A 22,885-nucleotide genomic window follows, 5' to 3' on the forward strand; every position below is an offset into this window, starting at 1 on the left:
TCCCCACCTCCCGCCCCTGTGCGGCCTGTCAGCCTGCCCGTTACGGTCTGCGCGCCGACGTGACGCGGTAGACGTCGTAGACGCCTTCTACGCCGCGGACCGCCTTGAGGACATGGCCCAGGTGCTTGGGGTCGCCCATCTCGAAAGTGAAACGGGAGGTGGCGACCCGGTCGCGGGAGGTCTGGACGGCCGCCGACAGGATGTTGACGTGCTGGTCCGAGAGGACCCGGGTGACATCCGAGAGCAGCCGGGAGCGGTCCAGCGCCTCGACCTGGATGGCGACCAGGAAGACGGAAGACTGGGTGGGCGCCCATTCGACCTCGAGGATGCGCTCCGGCTCCCGGGAGAGCGAGTCGACGTTGACGCAGTCGGCGCGGTGAACCGATACGCCGCTGCCACGGGTGACAAACCCGATGATGGGGTCACCGGGCACAGGTGTGCAGCAGCGGGCCAGCTTGACCCAGACGTCATCGACGCCCTTGACGATCACGCCGGGGTCAGCGCTGGAGCGCCGCTTGGCCCGGCGCTGGATCGGTGGGGCGGTCTCGGCGATGTCCTCGTTCGCGGCGTCCTCGCCACCGAGGGCCTGGACAAGCTTCTGGACGACGTTCTGCGCGGAGACATGGCCCTCGCCAATAGCCGCGTAGAGCGAGGAAATGTCCGGGTAGCGCATCTCATGCGCCAGGGTGACCAGTGAGTCGCCGGTGAGAATGCGCTGGATCGGCAGATTCTGCTTGCGCATCGCGCGGGCGATGGAGTCCTTGCCCTGCTCGATGGCCTCCTCACGGCGCTCCTTGGAGAACCACGCACGGATCTTGTTGCGGGCGCGGGGAGACTTGACGAAGCCGAGCCAGTCCCGGGAGGGCCCGGCGCCGGATGCCTTGGAGGTGAAGACCTCCACGGTGTCGCCGTTGTCCAGGGTCGACTCGAGCGGGACAAGCCGCCCGTTGACCCGGGCGCCGATGGTGCGGTGGCCGACCTCGGTATGGACGGCATAGGCGAAGTCGACGGGGGTGGCCCCGGCCGGAAGCGCTATGACATCGCCCTTGGGGGTGAAGACAAAGACCTCGTTACGGGAGAGGTCGAAGCGCAGCGACTCCAGGAACTCGCCTGGATCCTCGGTCTCCTTCTGCCAGTCGAGCAGCTGCCGCAGCCACGCCATGTCATTGACGGCGTCTTCCTTGCCGGCCTTCTTCGGCACATCCGTACGCACCTTGGAGGAGCCCGCCACGGCCTCCTGCTTGTACTTCCAGTGCGCGGCGATGCCGTATTCGGCGCGGCGGTGCATATCGAAGGTGCGGATCTGCATCTCGACGGGCTTGCCGCCCGGCCCGATGACCGTCGTGTGCAGCGACTGGTACATATTGAACTTGGGCATCGCGATGTAGTCCTTGAACCGCCCGGGCACCGGATTCCACCGGGCGTGCACGGTGCCCAGCGCCGCGTAGCAGTCACGGACGGTGTCGACGAGGACACGGATGCCCACCAGGTCGTAGATCTCGGCGAAGTCGCGGCCGCGCACGATCATCTTCTGGTAGACGCTGTAGTAGTGCTTGGGGCGCCCGGTCACGGTCGCCTTGATGCGGGCGCCGCGCAGATCGGACTGGACCTCGTCGGTGACGATCGCCAGGTACTCGTCGCGCTTGGGGGCGCGCTCGGCGACCAGCCGCACGATCTCGTCGTACATCTTGGGATAGAGGATCGCGAACGCGAGATCCTCCAGCTCCCACTTGATGGTGTTCATGCCCAGACGGTGGGCGAGCGGAGCGTAGATCTCCAGGGTCTCGCGGGCCTTCTGCTCCTGCTTCTCCCGGCGCAGGAAGCGCATGGTGCGCATATTGTGCAGCCGGTCGGCGAGCTTGATGACCAGGACCCGTGGGTCCTTCGCCATGGCGACGACCATCTTGCGTACGGTCTCGGCCTGGGCGGCCTCACCGAACTTGACCTTGTCCAGCTTGGTGACGCCGTCGACCAGGAGGGCGACCTGGTCGCCGAAGTCCCGGCGCAGGGTGTCCAGGCCGTACTCGGTGTCCTCGACGGTGTCGTGCAGCAGGCCCGCCATCAGGGTCGCCGGGTCCATGCCGAGCTCGGCGAGGATGGTGGTGACGGCCAAGGGGTGGGTGATGTACGGGTCGCCGCTCTTGCGCTTCTGGCCGCGGTGCCAGCGCTCGGCCACCTGATAGGCCCGCTCGATCTGGCGCAGGGTGGAGGTGTCGGCCTTCGGGTCGTTGCCGCGCACTATCCGCAGCAGGGGCTCCAGGACGGGGTTGTACGGGCTGGAGCGCTGCACACCGAGCCGGGCGAGGCGGGCACGTACGCGGTTGGAGGAGCCGTAGCGGCCGGAGACCCCCGAGACGGCACGCGCGGGCGAGACCTGGGCGCGCGCGCCCGGGTCCTCCTTCTTGCCCACCGCTGTCGACCCCGAGCCCGCACGGGCGGCTGCCTGGGGGCTGCTGGAAGACTGCGGCTTGGCGGTGTCGCCACTGCCCTGGTCGGGCGTCTTATCCGCGCCCTGGGCGGGTGCGGATGAGTCGGCGTCCCGGCGCTGTGCGGCGGTGAGCGGCTGGGACTCGTCTGGCAAGAGCACTCCTCGAGTGGACCCTCCTTGGCCGAAGACGGACGAGAAGGGATGTTCCGGCCCCCAGAAACAGATCTGGGCCTCCATGATATCGGCGCCGACGGCCCTGCTGGCGCGCGGCCGCCCAGAGCCTGCCACCGGTGGGGCTCCAGTGGCATGGCAGAAGGGCCGGGGAGCCAGCGATGTGGCCGCACAGGATGTTCTTCAGCGAAGAGAAAGGGCGTCCCGGGAAATCCGGGGCGCCCTCTCCTGCGGCATGCGCGTTGGGTGGTGGTCAGACCGTGATCAGTGCCTCCAGCGGGGCACCATTGAGGGACTGCTTCAGCCGGTGCCGTCCGGCGAGGAAACCCAGCTCCAGCAGGACGCCTATGCCCGCGACCTCGGCCCCGGCCCGGCGGATGAGCTGTAGCGACGCCTCGGCAGTGCCGCCGGTGGCCAGCACATCGTCGATGACCAGGACGCGGTCATCGGAGCCCAGCGCGTTGGCCTGGAGCTCGATCTCGGCGGTGCCGTACTCCAGCTCGTACGCCTGGCCGAGGGTCGGACCGGGCAGCTTGCCCGCCTTCCGCACCGGCACAAAGCCGACGCCGGCGCGGATGGCGACCGGGGCGGCAAGGATAAAGCCGCGTGCCTCCAGCCCGACGACCTTGGTCGCGCTGAATTCGGCACAGCGCTCGGCCAGTGTTTCGGTGAGCGCGGTGAAGGCGGCCGGATCGGCGAGCAGCGGTGAGATGTCCTTGAACATCACGCCCGGCTTCGGGTAGTCCGCCACATCGCGGATCCGGCTGAGCAGCAGGCTGGCCAGCTCCTCAGGGACCGGGGTCAGTGAGGTCACGGGGCCGTCACCGCCGCTTTCCGGAGCGGCTGCGGCCACGGCCACCGGGCGTACCACCCTGGCGGCGTGGAGCGACGACCCCGGCACCGGCCGGTGCGGCGTCCTGCGGCTCGGCGTCCTCGTCGGCGTCGTCGTCCTCCTCGTGGAGGTCTACAGAGCCGTCTTCCTCGGAGCCGACCTTCGTCAGGGTCTTGGCCCGCTTGGTCAGCACCCGCTTGTCGTGGGCCTTGACCGTCGATTCGCGGGTCTTGAGGTCCACGACCACCGGGGTGGCGATCATGATCGAGGAGTACGTACCCGCGGCGAGGCCGACGAACAGCGACAGCGCGATGTCCTTGAGCATGCCGCCGCCGAGCAGCCCGGCGCCGATGAAGAGGAGCCCGGCCACCGGGAGCAGGGCGACCACCGAGGTGTTGACGGAACGGATCAGGGTCGCGTTGAGCCCGAGGTTGGCGAGCTCGCCATACGTGTGGCGGGACTGCTTGCCGAGGGTCCCGGTCTTCTCCTTGACCTTGTCGAACACCACGACCGTGTCATACAGCGAGTAGCCGAGGATCGTCAGCACACCGACCACGGTGCCGGGGGTGACCTCGAAGCCGACGATGGCGTACACCCCGACGGTGATCACCAGGTCGTGGATCAGAGCGACCAGGGCGGCCAGCGCCATCCGCCACTCGAAGGCGATGGCCAGATAGACGCTCACCAGCACCAGGAAGATCACCATGCCGGTGAGGGCCTTGCTGGTCATCTGCTCGCCCCAGCTGGGGCCGACCAGATCGGAGTCCAGTTGCTGGGTGGGGATACCGAGCTCCTTGGCGAGAGCCGCACGGGTCTCGTTGGAGGTCTCCGTGTCCAGGCCCGTGACCGTGATGCGGAGCCCGCCGCTGCCCAGCTGCTGGACTCGGGCATCGTTTCCGGAGGCAGCCTGGGCGGTCGAGCGCGCCTGCTCTACGGTCATCTCGGTCTTGGGCGTGGTGTAGACAGCACCGCCCTGGAACTCGACGCCCATGAAGAGCCCCTTGGCCCCAAGGCCGGTCAGGGAAATCACGATCATGAGCAGCGAAATGCCGTACCAGAGCTTCCGCCGGGCGACGAAGTCATAGCTGGAGTCACCGCGGTACAGCTTGGCACCGAGAGCGCCGATCCGTGACATCTCAGGCCTCCTTCGGGTCGGCGGAGAGGGGGGCCGAGCGACGGCGACTGCCCCTGATCGGTGGCCGTGCGCCGAGACGCTTGGGGCTGAGGCCGGACCACGGGTGGCCGTCAGCGAAGAACTTCCGACCGGCAAGCAGCGTCGTCATCGGCTTGGTGAGCAGGAACACCACCACCACGTCCAGGGCCGTGGTCAGGCCGAGCACGAAGGCGAAGCCCTGCACCGTACCGACGGCGGCGAAGAACAGCACCACGGCGGCCAGGAACGAGACGACGTCGGAGACGAGGATCGTACGCCGGGCCCGGGGCCAGGCCCGTTCGATGGCGGGCCGGATGCTGCGTCCCTCCCGGACCTCGTCCCTGATTCTCTCGAAGTAGACGATGAAGGAGTCCGCTGTGATGCCGATGGCCACGATGGCGCCGCAGATCGCCGGGAGACTCAGCGCGAAGCCGATCCCCGGCCCCAGCAAGGTCATGATCGTATAGGTCAGCCCGCCCATGGCCATCAGGCTGGCGACCGCGACAGCGGCCAGCGCCCGGTAGTAGAAGAGCAGATAGAGGACGACGAGTGCCAGGCCGATGGCCCCGGCGATCAGACCCGCCTTGAGCTGCTCACCGGCGAGTGCGGCTCCAATGCTGGAGACGTTGGCCTCCTCGAAGCTGATCGGCAGGGCACCGAACTTGAGGACGTTCGCCAGATCGCTGGCGGACTCCTGGGTGAAGCTGCCTTCGATCTTGGCCTGGCCGCCGGGGATCCGTCCCTGAACGGAGGGGGCGGAGACGACTTCACCGTCGAGCACGATCGCGAACTGGTTCTGCGGCGGCGGCAACTGGGCGATCTGACCCGTGACGTCAGCGAACTTCTCGGCTCCACGGGAGTTGAAGTCCATCTGGACGATCCACTGACGGCTCCGCTCGTCAATGACGGCGGCGGCGCCCTTGACGTCGGTCCCAGGGACCTCGACCTTGCCGAGCGCGTACTTAACCGGGCGCTCACGATCACAGGCCACGATGGGGTCGGACGCATCAACCTGGGCCGCAGCCCGGTTGGCCTCGAGACGGGCCTGCTTGGTGGAGCAGTCCAGCGCCTCCAGCTGCTTGCCCAGATCGCCCGGAAGGCCCTGCTGCCCCGGCACGGTGGGGTCTTCCTGCTTCTCCTCCGGGGCGGGGGAGCCCGTCGGCTTCGGCGACTCGGTGCCGTCGTCGTTGGCCTTCAGGGCATCGGTGGCGGCACGACCCTGGGTGGTGGGCTCGGAGGACGGGGAAGAGGCGGAGTCAGTCTTGTCGCCCTTGTCGCCCTTCTTCTCGTCACCCTTGTCGCCGCCGTCCTTGGCCCCATCGGGCCGAGCGGGGGCGGGCGTGGCGGGAGCCTCGGCGAGCACCAGCCGGAAGCCCAGCTCGGCCGTGGATCCGACCTGCTCGCGGGCCTGCTTCTCGTCAGTGCCGCGGGGGATGTTGACGATGATGTTCCGGGTGCCCTGGGTCTGAACCTCGGCTTCCGCGACGCCCAGCCCATTGACGCGCCGCTCGATGATCGAAGCGGCGGTGTTCATGTTGGTCTCGTTGATGGCGCTCTTCTTGCCGGGCTGGTCCTGCGCCTCGAGCGTGATGCTCGTGCCGCCCGCCAGGTCGATGCCCAGCCGGGGCGTTTGAGACGGGGCAAGGAACATGCCCCCGACGAGAACCCCCATGAGCACGATGATCATCGTGAGGGGGCGCCACGGTTTTCCCGGCGTCCCCGGGGACCTGCGGCCCCTTTTCGGTGTTGCCACCTTCTCGTATCTCCCTGTCCAGCCGCCCGCGCGCGATGGTCACCGCGCGGCCGCGAAGTGGTGTGCGGAACGTGCGACGCCGCCGGACCTTATGGGTCGGTCCGGCGGCGTGCCCGATTACTTCGAGCCGTTGTCGCCGTCCTGCTTGGTGTCCTTGGGCTCCCCGTCCTCAGCGGCGTCGGTCTCGTCGCTGTTCTTACCCAGGTCGATCTTCTCACCCTCGGTGGCGTCCGGGTCCTCGGTCAGTGAGGAGGCGTCGTCCGGGATCACCGGGGTGTCGTCGTCGACGGCGGGTGCGCCGGTGACGATGCGCTCGTACTCATCATCCTCCAGCACCGCGCCAACGGCATTCTTCGCGTACATGGCGTGCACCCCAGGGGCCACCTCAAGGAGGACGGTGTCGTCGTGGACCTCCTTGACCGTGGCGTACATACCGCCGATGGTCCGGATGCCGGTGCCAGGCTGCATCTGTTCACGCATCTGCACGGCCTGCTGCTGCTTCTTCTTAGCCGACCGGGTCATCAGGAACATGGCGCCGATGAGCACGATGAAGGGGAGGAGAATTGCGATATCCACGGCGGAAGAGTTTCCTTTGTATGACCGCGGGGAGCGGCCTGGGGTATGGGGTGGGCAGGCCATCCGGTAGGGACGGCATCGGCGGAGTCTAAGCGAGCCCGCACCTGTGGAACAACGTCCAGCATGGCACTGGGGTTCCATCGGCGGCGAGTCTCCTCGCCGTCACACTCCGAAGAGCCCGCCTTGTCCCGGTGCGCCCCCTTGCGGTGACGCGGACTGCTGGGGCGGGACGAGCCCCAGGTGAGCCCATGCGGCAGGGGTGGCGACGCGGCCCCTGGGAGTGCGGGCGAGCAGGCCCTCACGGACCAGGAAGGGCTCGGCGACTTCTTCAACTGTCTCACGTTCCTCCCCAACCGCGACGGAGAGGGTGGACAGGCCCACCGGGCCACCGTTGAACAGCTTGAGCAGCGCTTCGAGCACCGCACGGTCGAGCCGGTCCAGACCGCGGCCATCCACCTCATAGACCGCCAGGGCCCGGGCGGCCACCTCGCGGGTGATCACGCCATCGGCCTTGACCTGGGCGTAGTCCCGCACCCGGCGCAGCAGTCGGTTGGCGATACGCGGGGTGCCACGGGAGCGTCCGGCGATCTCGGTGGCGCCTTCGGCGTCGGTCTCGACGTCCAGCAGCCGGGCGGAGCGGTGGATGACGCGCTCCAGTTCGTCGGGCTCGTAGAACTCCATATGCGCGGTGAAGCCGAAGCGGTCACGCAGCGGGGGCGGCAGCAGTCCGGCCCGGGTAGTGGCGCCGACCAGCGTGAAGGGCGGGAGCTCCAGGGGGATGGCGGTGGCGCCGGGGCCCTTGCCGACGATGACGTCGACGCGGAAGTCCTCCATGGCCATATAGAGCATTTCCTCGGCGGGCCGGGACATCCGGTGGATCTCATCGAGAAAGAGCACCTCGCCCTCCTGAAGGGAGGAGAGGATCGCGGCGAGGTCTCCGGCGTGCTGGATGGCCGGACCGGAGGTGATCCGGATGGGGGCGCCCATCTCGGCCGCGATGATCATAGAGAGGGTTGTCTTGCCAAGGCCGGGCGCACCGGAGAGCAGCACATGGTCGGCTGTGCCACCGCGCTGGCGGGCGGCCCTGAGTACCAGGTCGAGCTGTTCGCGCACCTTGGTCTGGCCGATGAACTCGTCCAGGTCCTTGGGGCGCAGGGCCGCCTCGACGGCGGTGTCCTCGCTGTCGGCGGTGGCGCCCACGAGGCGCTCCGCGCCGTCATCCCAGGTCATACGGGTCGCCTCCCGGAATCGAGGTCTTTCCCCAGCCCCTCCCCTTCCCGAGACTGGGGGCTCCGCCCCCAGACCCCCACTGTGTTGTGGGCACAGCCCCGGCCACCGGACCGCACCGGCGCCCCCGGGGGCCCGGAGCCGGAGCCCCGCCACGCGGCGGAGCCGCACATCGGCACAGCGGGGAGGTGGGGGCACCTCCTGGGGGCACCTCCCAGACGAAGTCTGGGGGAGGTAGCTGGGGGAGGGACTCGGGGACACCAACCCAGGACGCCCCCGGAGCGGGTAGTTGCGTGGGCAGGGCCCAGCGACGGGCCACCCGGTGAGCCCACGCTGAAAGCGCGGGCCCCCAGCGCGGGCGGCAGGGCTCCGCAGTAAGTACAGCTGGGGCAGGGCAAGCGTGGCATCGGGAATCTCTCGTTGGTCAACGGGTGCGGTTCAGGGTCTGCAGCGCCGCGCGGAGCAACCGCGGGACCGGCGGCGGGCCGCCCTCGGCCGCCGCAGCTTCGGCCTGCGGGGCGACGGCGGTTACCGCCTCGTCGGCCTCCCGGGTGGCGTAGCCGAGGCCGATCAGGGCGGCGTGCAGCTGCTCCCGCCAGTCGGCGGCGGCGTTGCCCACGCCTTGGCGGCCGATATGCGCTCCGGCGCCCACGGGCCCGCCCAGCCGGTCCTTGAGCTCCAGCAGCAGCTTCTGCGCGCCCTTCTTGCCGATGCCCGGGACGGCGGTGAGGGCTTTTTCGTCGCCGCTGGATACGGCCAGCCGCAGTGCGTCGGGGCTGTGTACGGCGAGCATCGCCTGAGCGAGCCGGGGGCCGACGCCGCTGGCGGTCTGCAGCAGCTCGAAGACCTGTCGCTCATCGTCGTCGGCGAAACCGTAGAGGGTGAGCGAGTCCTCCCGTACGACCAGCGAGGTGGCGAGCTTGGCCGGCTGTCCTACGCGCAGTCCGGCCAGGGTGGCGGGGGTGCACTGGACGGCCATGCCGACACCGCCGACCTCGACCACGGCGGTGTCCGGGGCGAGGGCGGCGACCGGCCCGGAGACGAAGGCGATCATCGGATGGTGCCTTTCTGTACACGGGGGTCGGGACCGCGCCGGGCGGCGGCATGGGCCCGCTGAAGACGGTTCAGCGCGGGCGCGCGCCAGAGGTGGCAGATGGCGAGCGCGAGCGCGTCGGCGGCGTCCGCGGGCCTGGGCGGCGCGTCGAGCCGCAGCAACCGGGTCACCATCGCGGCGACCTGCGCCTTGTCGGCCCGCCCGGTGCCGGTGACGGCGGCCTTGACCTCGCTGGGGGTGTGCAGGGCGACCGGCAGCCCGCGGCGGGCGGCGCAGAGCATGGCGACGGCACTGGCCTGGGCGGTGCCCATGACCGTACGGACGTTGTGCTGGCTGAACACCCGCTCCACGGCGACCGCTTCGGGCTGGTGGGTGTCCAGCCACTCGTCCATGCCGCGCTCGATCTCCACGAGCCGCTGGGCGACTTCGGCGTCGGCGGGGGTGCGGATCACGCCCACCGCGGCCATCCGCAGCGGGCGGCCCGCGACGCCCTCCACGACCCCGATGCCGCAGCGGGTCAGCCCCGGATCCACGCCGAGCACGCGCACCGCGCCCTCACCTTCTCGCTTCGGTCAACTGTTCTCGCAGGTTATCGGCTGGCGCCGACAACGCCGACGGGCCGGTGAGGTGTGTCTGCCTCACCGGCCCGCTGGATACCGCAAAGCTCAAAAGCTCAGCCGACCTTGGCCATGACCTCGTCGGAGACATCGAAGTTGGCGAAGACGTTCTGCACGTCGTCGCTGTCCTCAAGGGCGTCGATCAGCTTGAAGATCTTGCGTGCGCCCTCCTCGTCCAGCTGAACCTGCATGGTCGGTACGAAGTTGGCGTCGGCCGAGTCGTAGTCGATCCCGGCTTCCTGGAGCGCGGTGCGGACAGCGACCAGGTCGGTCGCCTCGCTGATCACCTCGAAGGACTCGCCCAGGTCGTTGACTTCCTCAACACCCGCTTCGAGGACCGCGCCAAGGACATCGTCCTCGGTCAGCTCTCCCTTGGGGACGATGACAACGCCCTTGCGGTTGAAGAGGTACGAGACCGAGCCGGGGTCGGCCATCGAACCGCCGTTGCGGGTCATGGCGACACGGACATCGGAGGCGGCCCGGTTGCGGTTGTCGGTCAGGCACTCGATAAGAACCGCGACGCCGTTGGGGCCGTAGCCCTCGTACATGATCGTCTCGTAGTCGGCGCCGCCGGCCTCAAGACCCGCACCGCGCTTGACCGCGCTGTCGATGTTCTTGTTCGGCACCGAGCTCTTCTTCGCCTTCTGAATGGCGTCGTAGAGCGTGGGGTTGCCGTCCGGGTCAGCTCCGCCGGTACGGGCCGCGACCTCGATGTTCTTGATCAGCTTGGCGAAAAGCTTGCCGCGTTTGGCATCGATCACGGCCTTCTTGTGCTTGGTGGTTGCCCACTTAGAGTGGCCGGACACAGCCTCGCTCCTTCAAAGTCACCAACAGAACCAACTCCGCGATCCTACGCCAGCCGCTTATCCCGCTTCCCGCACCATCGCGGTGAACAGCGAGTGCACGCGGTGGTCGCCGGTGAGTTCGGGGTGGAAGGAGGTAGCCAGGAGGTTCCCCTGGCGGACCGCGACCGTGTGACCGTCATACCTGGCCAGAGTCCTGGCCTCGGCGCCGGTGGACTCCACCCACGGTGCCCGGATGAACACGCCGTCGACCGGGCCGCCCTCGATGCCCGCGACCTCGATGGCGGCCTCGAAGGACTCGTTCTGCCGCCCGAAGGCGTTGCGGCGCACGATCATGTCGATGCCGCCGATGGTCTCCTGGTCCGAGCGCGGGTCCAGGATCTTGTCGGCGAGCATGATCATGCCCGCGCAGGAGCCGTAAGCGGGCATCCCGGAGCGGACCCGGTCGCGCAGCGGCTCCAGCAGGCCGAAGGCGGTCGCCAGCTTGGAGATGGTGGTGGACTCGCCACCGGGTATCACCAGGCCGTCGACCGCTGCGAGCTCTTCGGGGCGGCGGACGGTACGGGCCTCGGCGCCGGCGCCGGCGAGTGCGGCCAGATGCTCACGGACGTCGCCCTGGAGGGCGAGAACGCCGATGGTGGGGGTGCGGGTGCTCAACGGGTACCTCTCGGAACGGGTGCTGTCGGCCCACGCCGGGGCGGGTGGTTTCTCCCCAGTCCCGCCCCTTCCCGGAAACCGGGGCTTCGCCCCGGGACCCCGGGGTTGGCCGGTGCGGGCCCGGTGGCCGGTGTTGTGCCCACCCGTTCCGCCCCTCGGGCGGACCGAGTGCCCACAACACTGTGGGGGTGAGCCTGCTAGGGCTCCCCCGTTACCAGCCTCGGGTGGCGTAGCGTTCGGAGTCGGGGAGGGTGTCGCAGTTGATGCCGACCATGGCCTCGCCCAGGTCGCGCGAGGCCTCCGCGATGACCTTGGGGTCGTCGTAGAAGGTGGTGGCCTTCACGATGGCGGCGGCGCGCTTGGCCGGGTCACCGGACTTGAAGATGCCGGATCCGACGAAGACACCCTCGGCGCCGAGCTGGCGCATCAGCGCCGCGTCGGCCGGGGTGGCGACACCACCGGCGGAGAAGAGCACCACCGGCAGCTTGCCGAGCTCGGCGACCTCCTTGACCAGCTCATACGGGGCGCGCAGGTCCTTGGCGGCGGCGTACAGCTCGTTGTTGTCGAAGCCGCGCAGGCGGGCGATCTCGTTCTTGATCTGGCGCATGTGGCGGACGGCCTCCACCACGTTGCCGGTGCCGGCCTCGCCCTTGGAACGGATCATGGCCGCGCCCTCGGCGATCCGGCGCAGGGCCTCGCCAAGGTTGGTGGCACCACAGACGAAGGGGGTGGTGAAGGACCACTTGTCGCTGTGGTTGACCTCGTCGGCCGGGGTGAGGACCTCGGACTCGTCGATGTAGTCGACACCGAGCGACTGGAGCACCTGGGCCTCAACGAAGTGGCCGATACGCGACTTGGCCATGACCGGGATGGAGACCGCGCTGATAATCCCGTCGATCATGTCCGGGTCGGACATACGGGCCACGCCACCGTCCTTGCGGATATCGGCCGGGACACGCTCCAGGGCCATCACCGCGACAGCACCGGCGTCCTCAGCGATCTTCGCTTCCTCGGGCGTGACAACATCCATGATCACGCCGCCCTTGAGCTGCTCGGCCATGCCACGCTTGACGCGCGCGGTGCCGATCTCGTGGTTCTGGGACGCGTTGGGGGACGTGCTCGACACGGTTTGACCTCACTCGACGACGAAAAGTGCGATGGGGACCATCGTAGGCCCGTTCGGTTAGCCACTCCGACCGGCCACCGAGTCCACTTCGGGGCCGGTCGTGCTGCACAAGTGATAAAAGCGCCAGATCCACCGCCCCGGAAAGGGCCAATTCGAGGTCAGTGGCTCTCCCCGCCGACCGTCCCACGGTCGGCGAGGGCGGCCGGGGGCTCATCATCCATCTCGAAGGCGAGCGGGAACGGGGCGTGCCCGGCGAGCCGGAACCAGCGCACTTTGTGGTGGCGGCGCAGGGCTCGCGCGGCCCGTACCGCGTCGTTGTGGAAGCGCCGTGCCATCGGCACCCGGCGCACCGCCGCGGCCAGTTCGGCCGCGGTGGCCTCGCCACCCGGCACGGCCCGTACGACGTCGACCTGGGCGCTGTCGGCGAAGACCGCGCGCAGGGCCTGGCTCAGCTCGCTCTCGGCGACCTCGCGCTGCTCCTCCTCGGCGAGCCGGGCGACGTGCGCGGCCTGGTAGAGGACCATCGAGGCGGCCGGATCGAACACCCCGGAGGTGGCGAGCTCCTGGGCGATGGAGGCCCGGCGCAGCAGCTGAGCGTCGAGCGCGGCCCGGGCCGCGTCGATACGCGCGTGCAGCCGGTCGAGGCGTCCGGCCGTCCAGCTGAGGTAGACGCCGATGAGCAGCAGTGCCGCAGTGATCCAAAGGAGCCAGAAGAGCGTGGTCACGGCTCGCTACCGTACCTGCCGGAACGTTGCGCCCCTTGGTCCGCCCATCATGCGCGAGGCCACAGTCGGCCGAAGGGCCGCACTCGGTCATCCGCGGCTACGGTGGAGGCGCCTTCCGCCACCGTCTCGTACACGGCGAGGATGTCCGCACCGACCGTGGACCAGTCGAAGCGGCGCACATGGCGGGCGGCGCGGTCCTGCAGCTCCTTGCGCCGCTTCGGATCGCTGAGCAGGCGCAGGGCCGCCTCGGCCAGGGCTCCGGCGTCCTCATTGGCGAACAGCTCGCCCGCCTCTCCCCCGTCCAGCACCTGGATGAAGGCGTCCAGATCGCTGGCGAGCACCGGGGCCTGCGCGGACATTGCCTCCACGAGAATGATGCCGAAGCTCTCCCCGCCGAGATTGGGCGCGACGTAGAGGTCGACGCTGCGCAGCAGCCGCGCCTTGTCCTCGTCGCTGACCATGCCAAGGAACTCGACCCGCTCGCGCATCCGGTGCGGCAGGGCGGCGACGGCCTCCTCCTCGTCGCCGCGCCCGGCGACCAGCAGCCGGGTCTGCGGCCGCTCGGCGAGAATCTGCGGCAGGGCCTTCATCAGCACCGGCAGCCCCTTGCGTGGCTCGTCAATCCGGCCGATGAAGCCGATGGTGTCCCCCTGCCACTCCGTCTTGGGCTGGGCGCTGGCGAAGAAGTCGACATCGACGCCGTTGGGGATGACCACCGCGTCGCCGCCCAGGTGCTCGACCAGGGTGCGCCGGGCGTACTCGCTGACTGCGATACGGGCGCTGATCTTCTCCAGCGCGGGCTGCAGCATCGGATACGCCGCGATCATGGCCCGGGAGCGGGGGTTGGAGGTGTGGAAGGTGGCGACGATCGGGCCGCGCGCCGCCCAGCAGGAGAGCAGGGCAAGCGAGGGGGTGGTCGGCTCGTGGATGTGCAGGACGTCGAAGTCGCCCTCATTCACCCAGCGGCGTACCCGGGCGGCGGACAGAAAGCCGAAGTTGAGCCGGGCCACCGAGCCGTTGTACGGCACCGGCACGGCACGGCCCGCGGAGACCGCGTAGGGCGGCAACGGGGTCTCGTCATCGGCGGGAGCGAGTACGGACACCTCATGCCCCTGCCGGATCAGGTGCTCGGCCAGGTCGCGGATATGGAATTGGACACCACCGGGGACATCCCAGGAGTACGGGCAGACGATCCCGATCCTCACGGTCGCTCCGATCCCGGGCTGTTCCGCACACGTGGCTCCAGGTCGGCGAGCCACAGCCGCTGAAGCATATGCCAGTTCTCCGGGTGCTCGGCGATCCCCGCCGCGAAACCATCGGCCATGGCCTGGGTCATGACCGCGGCCTTCTCCCGGCGGGTGCCGGTCTCGGGGATCTCCACCGGCGGAAGGACCCGGCCCTTCATGACCGGCGAGTCATCGAACCACAGCTGGGCCGGCAGCAGCAGCGCACCGGTCTGCTGGGCCAGCAGGGCCGGTCCACCGGGCATCCGCGCCGTCTCGCCGAAGAAATTCACCTCGATACCGGAGGCCGACAGATCACGGTCGGCGACCAGGGCGACCAGACCGCCCGCGCGCAGCCGCCGGGCGAGGACGCCGAAAGCGGCGCCGCCGGTGTGTGGCAGCACCTCCATTCCCAGGCTCTCGCGGTAGGCAACGAAACGGTCGTAAAGGCTCTCCGGCTTCAGCCGCTCGACGACCGTGGTGAGCGGGGTGCCGAGCTCGGTGGTGACCCAGGCTCCGGCCAGGTCCCAGTTGGCCATGTGCGGCGTTGCCAGAATGACGCCCCGGCCGGAGGCGATCCCATCGGTGAGACGGTGCAGCTCCTCGACCTCGACGCTGCGGCGAATCCGCTGCTCGCTCCAGGCGGGCATCCGGAAGGACTCGATCCAGTAGCGCATGTACGAGCGCATACCCGCTCGGGAGAGCTCCCTGAGCTGCTGCGGGGTGGCGTCGGGGACGACCCGGGCGAGGTTGGACTCCAGTCGGCGTACGCCCTCGCCGCGCCGCCGCCAGGCGGCGTCGCCGATACGCCGTCCCAGCGGTACGGCGGTGCGCTCGGGAAGCCGCTTCACCGCGCCCCAGCCGAGCCCGTACAGGCCGTCGGCAAGCCGTTCCTTCACGCCGATCCACTCCCCTGCTCCGCCCCGGTCCCGGACCCGGGCTCAGGCCCGGGCCCGGCGGCCGCGTCCGCCTCCGCCGCCTCGCGACGTACGGTCACCACCCGCTGTGCGAGGGTGACGAGGCTGCCCACGGCCACGACCCACAGCGCGATCGGCAGCAGCACCCCGATATGCGGGACACCGAATTTCTCAAAGCCGGCCAGCCCCGCGGACACCAGCGTGATGACCAGCCGCTCGGCCCGTTCGACGAGCCCGTTGACCCTGACCGGCAGCCCGATGCTCTCACCACGCGCCTTGGTGTACGAGACCACCTGGCCGCTGGCGAGGCAGAAGATCGCCACCGCACAGAGCAGGATGCTGTCGCCCCTGCCCGCGTACCAGAGCGCCAGCCCGCCGAAGACGGCCGCGTCGGCGACCCGGTCAAGGGTGGAGTCCAGGAAAGCGCCCCAGCGGCTGGACGTCCCGGCCTGCCGGGCCATATTGCCGTCGATCAGATCCGAGAAGACGAACAGCGTGATGGTGACGGCGCCCCAGAAGAACTCGCCCTGCGGGAAGAAGACCAGCGCTCCGGCCACCACCCCGCCCGTACCGATGAGAGTGACCGCGTCAGGGCTCACCCCCAGACGCAGCAGCAGTGCGGCGAACGGTGTGAGGACACGCGTGAAGAAGGCACGCGCGTACTTGTTCAGCATGGCCGTCCCGGAGGTTCGTTTACGAGCCGGATGGCGTGCGGCCACCGGCTGGCCCATCGTAGCCACGAGCCCCCGGGCAACCGCGAACGGATCGCGGCTGGCCGGGTTGAGCGGGAGCCATCGTCGAACAGGTCGATGATCGGCCAAATGTGCGATCTCGTTCAGCCGCCCGGTTACGGCGCCATGTGTGACGTATGGACGCATGGTGCTCCCAGTGGAAAGCTCGAAGAACCGCGGGTGTCGACCGAAGAGGCGGGACACATCATGGGCGACAAGGCGAGCACACCCTCTGGAGCCGCCGGCAGGGCAACGGCGGCCGACCATCCCTCATCCATCCGGAATGTGGTGCTGGTCGGCCATAGCGGGTCCGGGAAAACAACTCTGGTCGAGGCCCTGGCGCTGGCCTCAGGCGCGGTGAACCGCGCGGGCCGGGTAGAGGACGGCGGCTCTCTGTCCGACTACGACGAGATCGAGCACCGGCAGCAGCGCTCGGTGCAAGTGTCGCTGGTGCCCGTCGAATGGGGCGGCATCAAGATCAATCTGCTGGATACTCCCGGATACGCCGACTTCGTCGGGGAGTTGCGGGCCGGTCTGCGGGCAGCGGACGCGGCCCTTTTCGTTGTCTCCGCGGCCGACGGTGTGGACGGGGGGACCCAGCTGGTCTGGAACGAATGCGCGGCGGTTGGCATGCCACGGGCCATCGTGGTCACCCATCTGGACGCAGCCCGGGCGAACTTTCATGAAATGACCGCGGTCTGCCAGCGGATCTTCGGCGGCGACGACCCCGACGCCGTACTGCCGCTGTATCTGCCGCTGCACGGCGAACCGGGAGCGGACGGGCATCCACCGGTGGCCGGGCTGATCGGGCTGCTGTCCCAGCGGATCTTCGACTACTCCTCGGGCACCCGGACCGACCGCGAGCCGGACCCCGGGCATCTGCCGCTGATCGAGGAGGCCCGCAACCGGCTCATCGAGGGGATCATCGCCGAGAGCGAGGACGAATCCCTGATGGACCGCTATCTGGCCGGCGAGAGCCTGGACACCAAGACGCTCATCGAGGACCTCGAGAAGGCCGTCGCACGAGCCGTCTTCCACCCGGTGCTGGCCGCCGCACCAGCCGCCGAGGGAGCCAGACAGGGACTGGGCACGGTAGAGCTCCTGGAGCTGATCACCGGGGGCTTCCCCACCCCCGAGGAGCGGGACATCCCGCCGGTCACCACCCCGCAGGGCAAGCCGCGGCCACCGCTGGTCTGCGACCCGGCCGGCCCGCTGGCGGCCGAGGTCGTGAAGACCTCATCCGACCCGTATGTGGGACGCGTCTCCCTGGTGCGCGTCTTCTCCGGGACGCTGCGCCCCGACCAGACGGTCCATGTCTCGGGACACGGACTGGAGGACCGTGGTCACGAGGACCACGATGTCGACGAGCGGGTGGGCGCGCTGACCTCTCCCTTCGGAAAACAGCAGCGCACCCTCAACCGGGCCATCGCGGGCGACCTCGCCTGTGTCGCCAAGCTGTCCCACGCCGAGACCGGAGACACCCTCTCCGGCAAGGACAACCCCCTGCTGATGGAGCCGTGGGTGATGCCCGATCCGCTGCTGCCGGTCGCCATCCGGGCACACAGCAAGGCGGACGAGGACAAGCTCTCCCAGGGCCTGTCCCGGCTGGTCGCCGAGGACCCGACCATGCGCCTGGAGCAGAACCCGCACACCCACCAGGTCGTGCTCTGGTGCCTGGGCGAGGCCCATGTGGATGTGGCGCTGGAGCGGCTGCGTACCCGCTACGGGGTACAGGTCGACACCGAGCCGCACCGGGTGTCGATGCGGGAGACCTTCGCTGGGCGGGCGGCCGGGCGCGGGCGGCATGTCAAACAGTCGGGCGGGCACGGCCAGTACGCCATCTGCGAGATCACCGTGGAGCCGCTGCCCGGCGGTTCGGGCATCGAGTTCGTCGACAAGGTGGTGGGCGGCGCGGTGCCCCGGCAGTTCATCCCCTCCGTCGAGAAAGGCGTACGCGCCCAGGCCACAAAGGGCGTCGCCGCCGGATATCCGCTCGTCGATGTGCGGGTGACGCTGCACGACGGCAAGGCGCACTCGGTGGACTCCTCGGACGCGGCCTTCCAGACCGCGGGAGCACTGGCGCTACGGGAAGCCGCTTCCCAGGCTTCAATCCATCTGCTGGAACCGGTCGCCGAGATCGAGGTCCTGGTCGCGGACGAGTATGTCGGCTCCGTGATGAGCGATCTGTCAGGGCGGCGCGGCCGGGTCGTGGGCACCGAGCAGACCAGCGGCGGCACCACACTCGTACGGGCCGAGGTGCCGGAGATCGAGATCAGCCGCTACGCGGTGGATCTGCGCTCACTGTCCCATGGCACCGGGCGGTTCTCCCGCTCGTACATCCGTCATGAGCCCATGCCTCAGCAGCTCGCGGCGAAGATCCGCGAACAGACCGAGAACGGCGGCTGATGCCGGATACGCTGACGGTTCGGCACGATGTGTGCGGCATCCCGTAGTGGGGAACGGGCCCTTGGCCGGATGTGCGAACGAGAGTGGGGGCATACGTGGCGGGCTTCGATGACCGACAGCAGGGCGTGGAGGTGGACTTCAGCCCGGGCGCGCAGATTCCGCTGACCGGCGCCGCCGGGCAGACCGCCGTCACCCAGGCGCTGGCCTCGGCCGCCTACCGGGACGGCTCGGTCGAAGATCTGCTGAAGGCCAATGAGGATGCCACGGTCAAGCCGCCCAAGCTCTCCCTGTTCGAGCCGAACCTGGGTGAGGCCTTCTCCCGCGCGGTGCAGGTGCGGGTGCTGGGCGGCGGACGCAAGCCACTGATCCAGTCGTTCGGCACCGACGCGCAGTCGATCGTCGACCACTGCATCGCCGCTACCCGGATCCGCAAGGAGCGCGATACCCGGCTCACCGTGGTGATGGTGGTCTTCGGGCTGATTTTCCTGCCCGGAGTGCTGATCTGGCTCGGCGGCTTCCAGCTCCGCCGGTCACTGGCCGGATCGCAGGACAAGCGGGCCGGGGCGGTGGGCATCGCCGCTCTGGTGGCACTGGCCGCGGTGATCATCGTAGTCGCCATACAGCTGCCGTTCAGCGGCTTCTGGGCACTCTATCTGCGCGCCATGCTGGTTGCCCCGGTCGTCGGCTGGCTGTGGGCCAAGCAGATCTGCGAGCGGTACGCGAAGGATCTCCGCGAATACTGGAAAGGGCTGCTGGGGGGCGCCGGTGTCGGGGCGAAGATCCCCGAGGCGGTGCCACAGGACCCCGGCGACGCCGAGGCCGAGCGGCTCCGGCAGGCCCTGACCAAGCTCGCCGCCGAGCAGAACAGCAACCTCGTCTTCTACGCCGGGCCCAAGGGCATACTCGGCATGGGCACCCGCTGGGGCAGCTGGCAGATGGCCGAGGAGCTGACACCGGCCGAGGGCATGGACGACATCAACCCCTTCCGCAGCTGGGACGTGATACGTGCCATCCACGACCAGCTCCGGATGCTTGAGCGCGGCCCGCTGCACACCGGCGGCTTCCCCAAGCCATCGATACGGCACTGGATCGTCTCCCCGGTGGGCGAGGGTGCCAAGGAGGTGGCACGGCCGGAGGGCCAAGAGGTCGAGGCATTCCAGATCAAGGACTTCGAGATCCAGCGGATCTGCAATGAGCAGCAGTTCGGCAGCGGGAACCGGCACTATCTCGGGGTGCAGTTCGTGCTGTGGGACGGCCAGTTGATTATCACCATGCTCATCACCGTCACCGTGCTGCACCACACCCTGCGCATCGAGGTGACCGGGCACGCGCTCGGGCCGGTGCATCCGCTCTTCACCACAAAGCCCAGCCCGAAGCAGAAAGAGGTCGCCAAGAGCGTCAGGTTCTGGGAAACCAAGAGCGTGCCGCTACCGCTGGTGGAGGCGCGCGAGGTGGTACGGCTGACGGCACGTGCACCGCTCACCTGGTATCCGCCGGTGCTGGACTTCCTGGGCGGGAAGCTGACCCTGCCCGAGCCCTTCGGGCTCCGGCACACCTGGGCGGACAAGCCGTGGCGGCACCGCTTTATGGCCGATGACGCGCTGCGCGCCGCCACCCCGGTGCTGCGGGTGGTACACGCGGCGGCGATCCGGGTGCTGGAGGAGAACGGCGTGCACACGGAGAAGTTCGGTGCCCGCGCGCAGTTCCTCAGCGGCGGGGTGCAGGCCCCCGTACCGAGCCAGGCCGACGAGTACAACGCCTGACCGGAGCGGCTGGCCGGACGGCTGGCTCAGGCGTCGGAGGAGGCGTCGGAGCCGACGTCGGGCCAGGCGTCGGCGAGCATCCGGCGGGTGTCGGCCAGCAGCTGCGGCAGCACCTTGGTGTGGCCAATGACAGGCAGAAAATTGGTGTCCCCGCCCCAGCGCGGCACGACGTGCTGGTGGAGATGGGCGGCGATCCCCGCACCTGCCGCGCTGCCCTGATTGATGCCGATATTGAAACCGTGTGCACCCGAAACATTACGCAGGGCGGTCATGGCCTGCTTGGTGAACTCGGCCAGCTCGACCGTCTCCTCGGCGGTCAGCTCGGTGTAGTCGGCGACATGCCGGAACGGGACGATCATGAGGTGGCCGCCGTTGTACGGGTACAGATTCAACACCGCGTAGACGTGCGAGCCGCGCGCGACGATGAGCCCATCGGTATCGCTCTTCTCCGGGATGGCGCAGAACGGGCAGCCGTCACCGGCGCCCGGGCCGGTGGGCTTGTTCTCACCCTGGATGTACGCCATCCGGTGCGGCGTCCACAGCCGCTGGAACCCGTCCGGCGTCCCGACCCCGATCTGCTGCTCCGGCTCACTGCTCATGCGGGCCAGCATATGGCGTAGGGGCAAGGGGAAGGGCCCCGGGGTTTGACCCCGGGGCCCTTCCCCGCGGAGTGCGGGGACCACGGTGACAGTGACATCGCGCGGGATGCCGTGAGCGGATCACCCCGCCTGGCGGGGAACATTCACACCTGGACCCGGCGCTCCACCACGTCAGCGATTTCGGCCAGGGCAAGGTGACGGGGAATCCCGTTTTTCTGGGACCCGTCGCGGTAGCGGAACGAAACCGCGTCGTTGGCCACATCCTCATCCCCGGCGATCACCATGAAGGGGATCTTGCTGCGCTGAGCGTTGCGGATTTTCTTCTGCATCCGGTCCGAGGAGGAGTCCACCTCCATGCGGAGCCCCTTGGCCTTGGCTGCGGTGGCGAACTGCTCAAGGTAGGAGACGTGATCGTCGCCGATCGGGATACCGACCGCCTGCACCGGCGCCAGCCAGGCCGGGAAGGCGCCCGCGTAGTGTTCCAGCAGGACCGCGAAGAAGCGCTCAATGCTGCCGAACAGCGCACGGTGGATCATGACCGGGCGCTGCCGGGAGCCATCGGCCGCGGTGTACTCGAGGTCGAAGCGCTCAGGCAGGTTGAAGTCGACCTGCACCGTGCTCATCTGCCAGGTGCGGCCAATGGCGTCGCGTGCCTGCACCGAGATCTTGGGCCCGTAGAAGGCGGCGCCACCGGGGTCCATGACGAGTTCCAGTCCCTGCTTCTCGGCGGCCTGGCGCAGCGCCTCGGTGGCCTGCTCCCAGTTCTCGTCCGAGCCGATGAACTTCTCCGGATCCTTGGTGGACAGCTCCAGGTAGAAGTTCTCCAGGCCGTAGTCGCGCAGCAGGTTCAGCACAAAGGTGAGCAGCGAGTCCAGTTCCTCGCCCATCTGCTCCTTGGTGCAGTAGATGTGTGCGTCGTCCTGGGTGAAGCCGCGGGCCCTGGTGAGGCCGTGCACCACGCCGGACTTCTCGTAGCGGTACACCGTGCCGAACTCGAACATCCGCAACGGCAGCTCACGGTACGACCGCCCCCGGGCGTCGAAGATCAGGTTGTGCATGGGGCAGTTCATGGGCTTCAGGTAGTAGTCCTGGCCCTCGTCGAGCTGCATGGGCGGGTACATGCCGTCGGCGTACCAGTCCAGGTGGCCGGACCGTTCGAAGAGAACGCCCCTGGTGGCATGCGGGGTGTAGACGAACTGATAGTCGGCCTCTTCGTGCCGCTTGCGGGAGTAATCCTCCATCACCCGGCGGACGACACCGCCCTTGGGGTGGAAGACCGCCAGGCCGGAACCGATGTCCTCCGGGATGGAGAACAGGTCCAGCTCGGCGCCCAGTCGGCGGTGATCGCGCTTCTCGGCCTCGGCGAGGAACTCCAGATGCGCCTTGAGCTGGTCCTTGGACGGCCAGGCGGTGCCGTAGATCCGCTGAAGCTGCTTGTTCTTCTCACTGCCGCGCCAGTACGCCGCAGCGGAGCGCATCAGCTTGAACGCCGGGATGTTCCGGGTGGTGGGCAGGTGCGGGCCCCGGCACAGGTCGCGCCAGGCCAGCTCGCCGGTCTTCAGGTCGATGTTGTCGTAGATGGTCAGCTCACCGGCGCCGACCTCCGCGGAGGCGCCCTCGGCCGCATCGGCGGCGGCGCCCTTGAGGCCGATGAGTTCGAGCTTGTACGGCTCTGCTGCCAGCTCCTCGCGGGCGTCCTCGTCGGTGGTGACCCGACGGGAGAAGCGCTGGCCGCGCTTGACGATCTCCTGCATCTTCTTCTCGACGCGCTTGAGGTCGTCCGGGTGGAATGGCTGGTCGACGTCGAAGTCGTAGTAGAAACCGTCCTTGATGGGCGGGCCGATGCCCAGCTTGGCCTCGGGGTAGAGCTCCTGCACGGCCTGGGCCATGACGTGCGCGGTGGAGTGCCGCAGGATGTCCAGACCGTCCGGGCTGGACATCTCGACCGGCTCGACCACCTCGCCGTCGGCGACCTCGTACGCCAGGTCCTTGAGCTGACCGTCGACCCGGGCGGCGATGACGGTGCGCTCACCCTCGAAGAGCGCGGCGGCCGTCGTGCCCGTGGTCACCACGCGCTCTTCCCGCTCGGGTTCGCGTTGGATGATCACACGGACGTCTGACACC

Annotated in this window: 19 protein-coding genes; 2 read left to right on the forward strand and 17 right to left on the reverse strand. The window is 68.9% G+C overall.

The features are described 5' to 3' along the window. Positions 1-40: 40 nt before the first annotated feature. From test1122_RS00730 to pgsA, 15 genes are all read right to left on the reverse strand, one after another. Positions 41-2,581: a RelA/SpoT family protein gene (locus test1122_RS00730; protein ID WP_232267203.1), complete on the reverse strand. Its 2,541-nt coding sequence runs from the start codon at positions 2,579-2,581 to the stop codon at positions 41-43. Between the two features lie 271 nt (positions 2,582-2,852). Continuing rightward, entirely contained in the window at positions 2,853-3,404 is a 552-nt protein-coding gene (locus test1122_RS00735; protein ID WP_422397054.1) for an adenine phosphoribosyltransferase, read from the reverse strand. A 16-nt stretch (positions 3,405-3,420) separates the two neighbouring features. Beyond that, positions 3,421-4,566 (reverse strand): protein translocase subunit SecF, encoded by a 1,146-nt coding sequence (gene secF, locus test1122_RS00740; protein WP_232267205.1) that lies wholly within the window; start codon positions 4,564-4,566, stop codon positions 3,421-3,423. 1 nt (position 4,567) lies between these two features. Beyond that, positions 4,568-6,337, reverse strand: a complete 1,770-nt coding sequence (secD, locus tag test1122_RS00745) for a protein translocase subunit SecD (protein ID WP_232267206.1) — start codon at positions 6,335-6,337, stop codon at positions 4,568-4,570. Between the two features lie 117 nt (positions 6,338-6,454). Then, positions 6,455-6,913, reverse strand: a complete 459-nt coding sequence (yajC, locus tag test1122_RS00750) for a preprotein translocase subunit YajC (protein WP_232267207.1) — start codon at positions 6,911-6,913, stop codon at positions 6,455-6,457. 162 nt (positions 6,914-7,075) lie between these two features. Beyond that, positions 7,076-8,143 (reverse strand): Holliday junction branch migration DNA helicase RuvB, encoded by a 1,068-nt coding sequence (ruvB, locus tag test1122_RS00755; protein WP_232267208.1) that lies wholly within the window; start codon positions 8,141-8,143, stop codon positions 7,076-7,078. Between the two features lie 421 nt (positions 8,144-8,564). After that, positions 8,565-9,194: a Holliday junction branch migration protein RuvA gene (gene ruvA / locus test1122_RS00760; RefSeq protein WP_232267209.1), complete on the reverse strand. Its 630-nt coding sequence runs from the start codon at positions 9,192-9,194 to the stop codon at positions 8,565-8,567. Further along, complete coding sequence (gene ruvC / locus test1122_RS00765; RefSeq protein ID WP_232267210.1) at positions 9,191-9,742, reverse strand: crossover junction endodeoxyribonuclease RuvC; 552 nt, start codon at positions 9,740-9,742, stop codon at positions 9,191-9,193. Before ruvC ends, ruvA begins: the two co-directional genes overlap by 4 nt. A 125-nt stretch (positions 9,743-9,867) precedes the next feature. Next, entirely contained in the window at positions 9,868-10,617 is a 750-nt protein-coding gene (locus test1122_RS00770; protein ID WP_232267211.1) for a YebC/PmpR family DNA-binding transcriptional regulator, read from the reverse strand. Between the two features lie 57 nt (positions 10,618-10,674). Continuing rightward, positions 10,675-11,271, reverse strand: coding sequence for a pyridoxal 5'-phosphate synthase glutaminase subunit PdxT (pdxT, locus tag test1122_RS00775; protein WP_232267212.1), 597 nt, complete (start codon positions 11,269-11,271; stop codon positions 10,675-10,677). A 211-nt stretch (positions 11,272-11,482) separates the two neighbouring features. Next, the gene (gene pdxS, locus test1122_RS00780; protein WP_277879784.1) at positions 11,483-12,397 is read right to left on the reverse strand and encodes a pyridoxal 5'-phosphate synthase lyase subunit PdxS; all 915 of its coding nucleotides are present in this window, start codon (positions 12,395-12,397) and stop codon (positions 11,483-11,485) included. A gap of 158 nt (positions 12,398-12,555) precedes the next feature. After that, positions 12,556-13,122 (reverse strand): hypothetical protein, encoded by a 567-nt coding sequence (locus test1122_RS00785; protein WP_232267213.1) that lies wholly within the window; start codon positions 13,120-13,122, stop codon positions 12,556-12,558. A 47-nt stretch (positions 13,123-13,169) separates the two neighbouring features. Then, a complete protein-coding gene (locus tag test1122_RS00790) occupies positions 13,170-14,327 on the reverse strand; it encodes a glycosyltransferase family 4 protein (protein WP_232267214.1) in 1,158 nt (385 codons plus the stop codon). Beyond that, positions 14,324-15,250, reverse strand: coding sequence for a phosphatidylinositol mannoside acyltransferase (locus test1122_RS00795; protein WP_232271691.1), 927 nt, complete (start codon positions 15,248-15,250; stop codon positions 14,324-14,326). The genes test1122_RS00790 and test1122_RS00795 overlap by 4 nt, the downstream gene beginning before the upstream one ends. Beyond that, positions 15,241-15,936: a phosphatidylinositol phosphate synthase gene (pgsA, locus tag test1122_RS00800; protein WP_232271692.1), complete on the reverse strand. Its 696-nt coding sequence runs from the start codon at positions 15,934-15,936 to the stop codon at positions 15,241-15,243. The genes test1122_RS00795 and pgsA overlap by 10 nt, the downstream gene beginning before the upstream one ends. Before the next feature lie 264 nt (positions 15,937-16,200). On the opposite strand from pgsA, the gene test1122_RS00805 reads away from it, so the two are divergent. Further along, the gene (locus tag test1122_RS00805; RefSeq protein ID WP_232271693.1) at positions 16,201-18,399 is read left to right on the forward strand and encodes an elongation factor G-like protein EF-G2; all 2,199 of its coding nucleotides are present in this window, start codon (positions 16,201-16,203) and stop codon (positions 18,397-18,399) included. A 95-nt stretch (positions 18,400-18,494) separates the two neighbouring features. Further along, positions 18,495-20,162 (forward strand): hypothetical protein, encoded by a 1,668-nt coding sequence (locus test1122_RS00810; protein WP_232267215.1) that lies wholly within the window; start codon positions 18,495-18,497, stop codon positions 20,160-20,162. Positions 20,163-20,188: 26 nt separating this feature from the next. Here test1122_RS00810 and test1122_RS00815 read toward each other — a convergent pair whose 3' ends face one another. Beyond that, entirely contained in the window at positions 20,189-20,773 is a 585-nt protein-coding gene (locus test1122_RS00815) for an HIT family protein (RefSeq protein WP_232267216.1), read from the reverse strand. Positions 20,774-20,904: 131 nt separating this feature from the next. After that, a complete protein-coding gene (gene thrS, locus test1122_RS00820) occupies positions 20,905-22,884 on the reverse strand; it encodes a threonine--tRNA ligase (protein WP_232267217.1) in 1,980 nt (659 codons plus the stop codon). Position 22,885: the final 1 nt, after the last annotated feature.

It is taken from the genome of Streptomyces gobiensis (assembly GCF_021216675.1).
Classification (GTDB): Bacteria; Actinomycetota; Actinomycetes; order Streptomycetales; family Streptomycetaceae; genus Streptomyces; species Streptomyces gobiensis.

Excerpts from the sequence above, each read along its gene's own strand:
- secF (WP_232267205.1), bottom strand. The coding sequence starts at position 4,566 with ATGTCACGGATCGGCGCTCTCGGTGCCAAGCTGTACCGCGGTGACTCC.
- ruvB (WP_232267208.1), bottom strand. The coding sequence starts at position 8,143 with ATGACCTGGGATGACGGCGCGGAGCGCCTCGTGGGCGCCACCGCCGAC.
- ruvA (WP_232267209.1), bottom strand. The coding sequence starts at position 9,194 with ATGATCGCCTTCGTCTCCGGGCCGGTCGCCGCCCTCGCCCCGGACACC.
- pgsA (WP_232271692.1), bottom strand. The coding sequence starts at position 15,936 with ATGCTGAACAAGTACGCGCGTGCCTTCTTCACGCGTGTCCTCACACCG.
- test1122_RS00805 (WP_232271693.1), top strand. The coding sequence starts at position 16,201 with ATGGGCGACAAGGCGAGCACACCCTCTGGAGCCGCCGGCAGGGCAACG.
- test1122_RS00815 (WP_232267216.1), bottom strand. The coding sequence starts at position 20,773 with ATGCTGGCCCGCATGAGCAGTGAGCCGGAGCAGCAGATCGGGGTCGGG.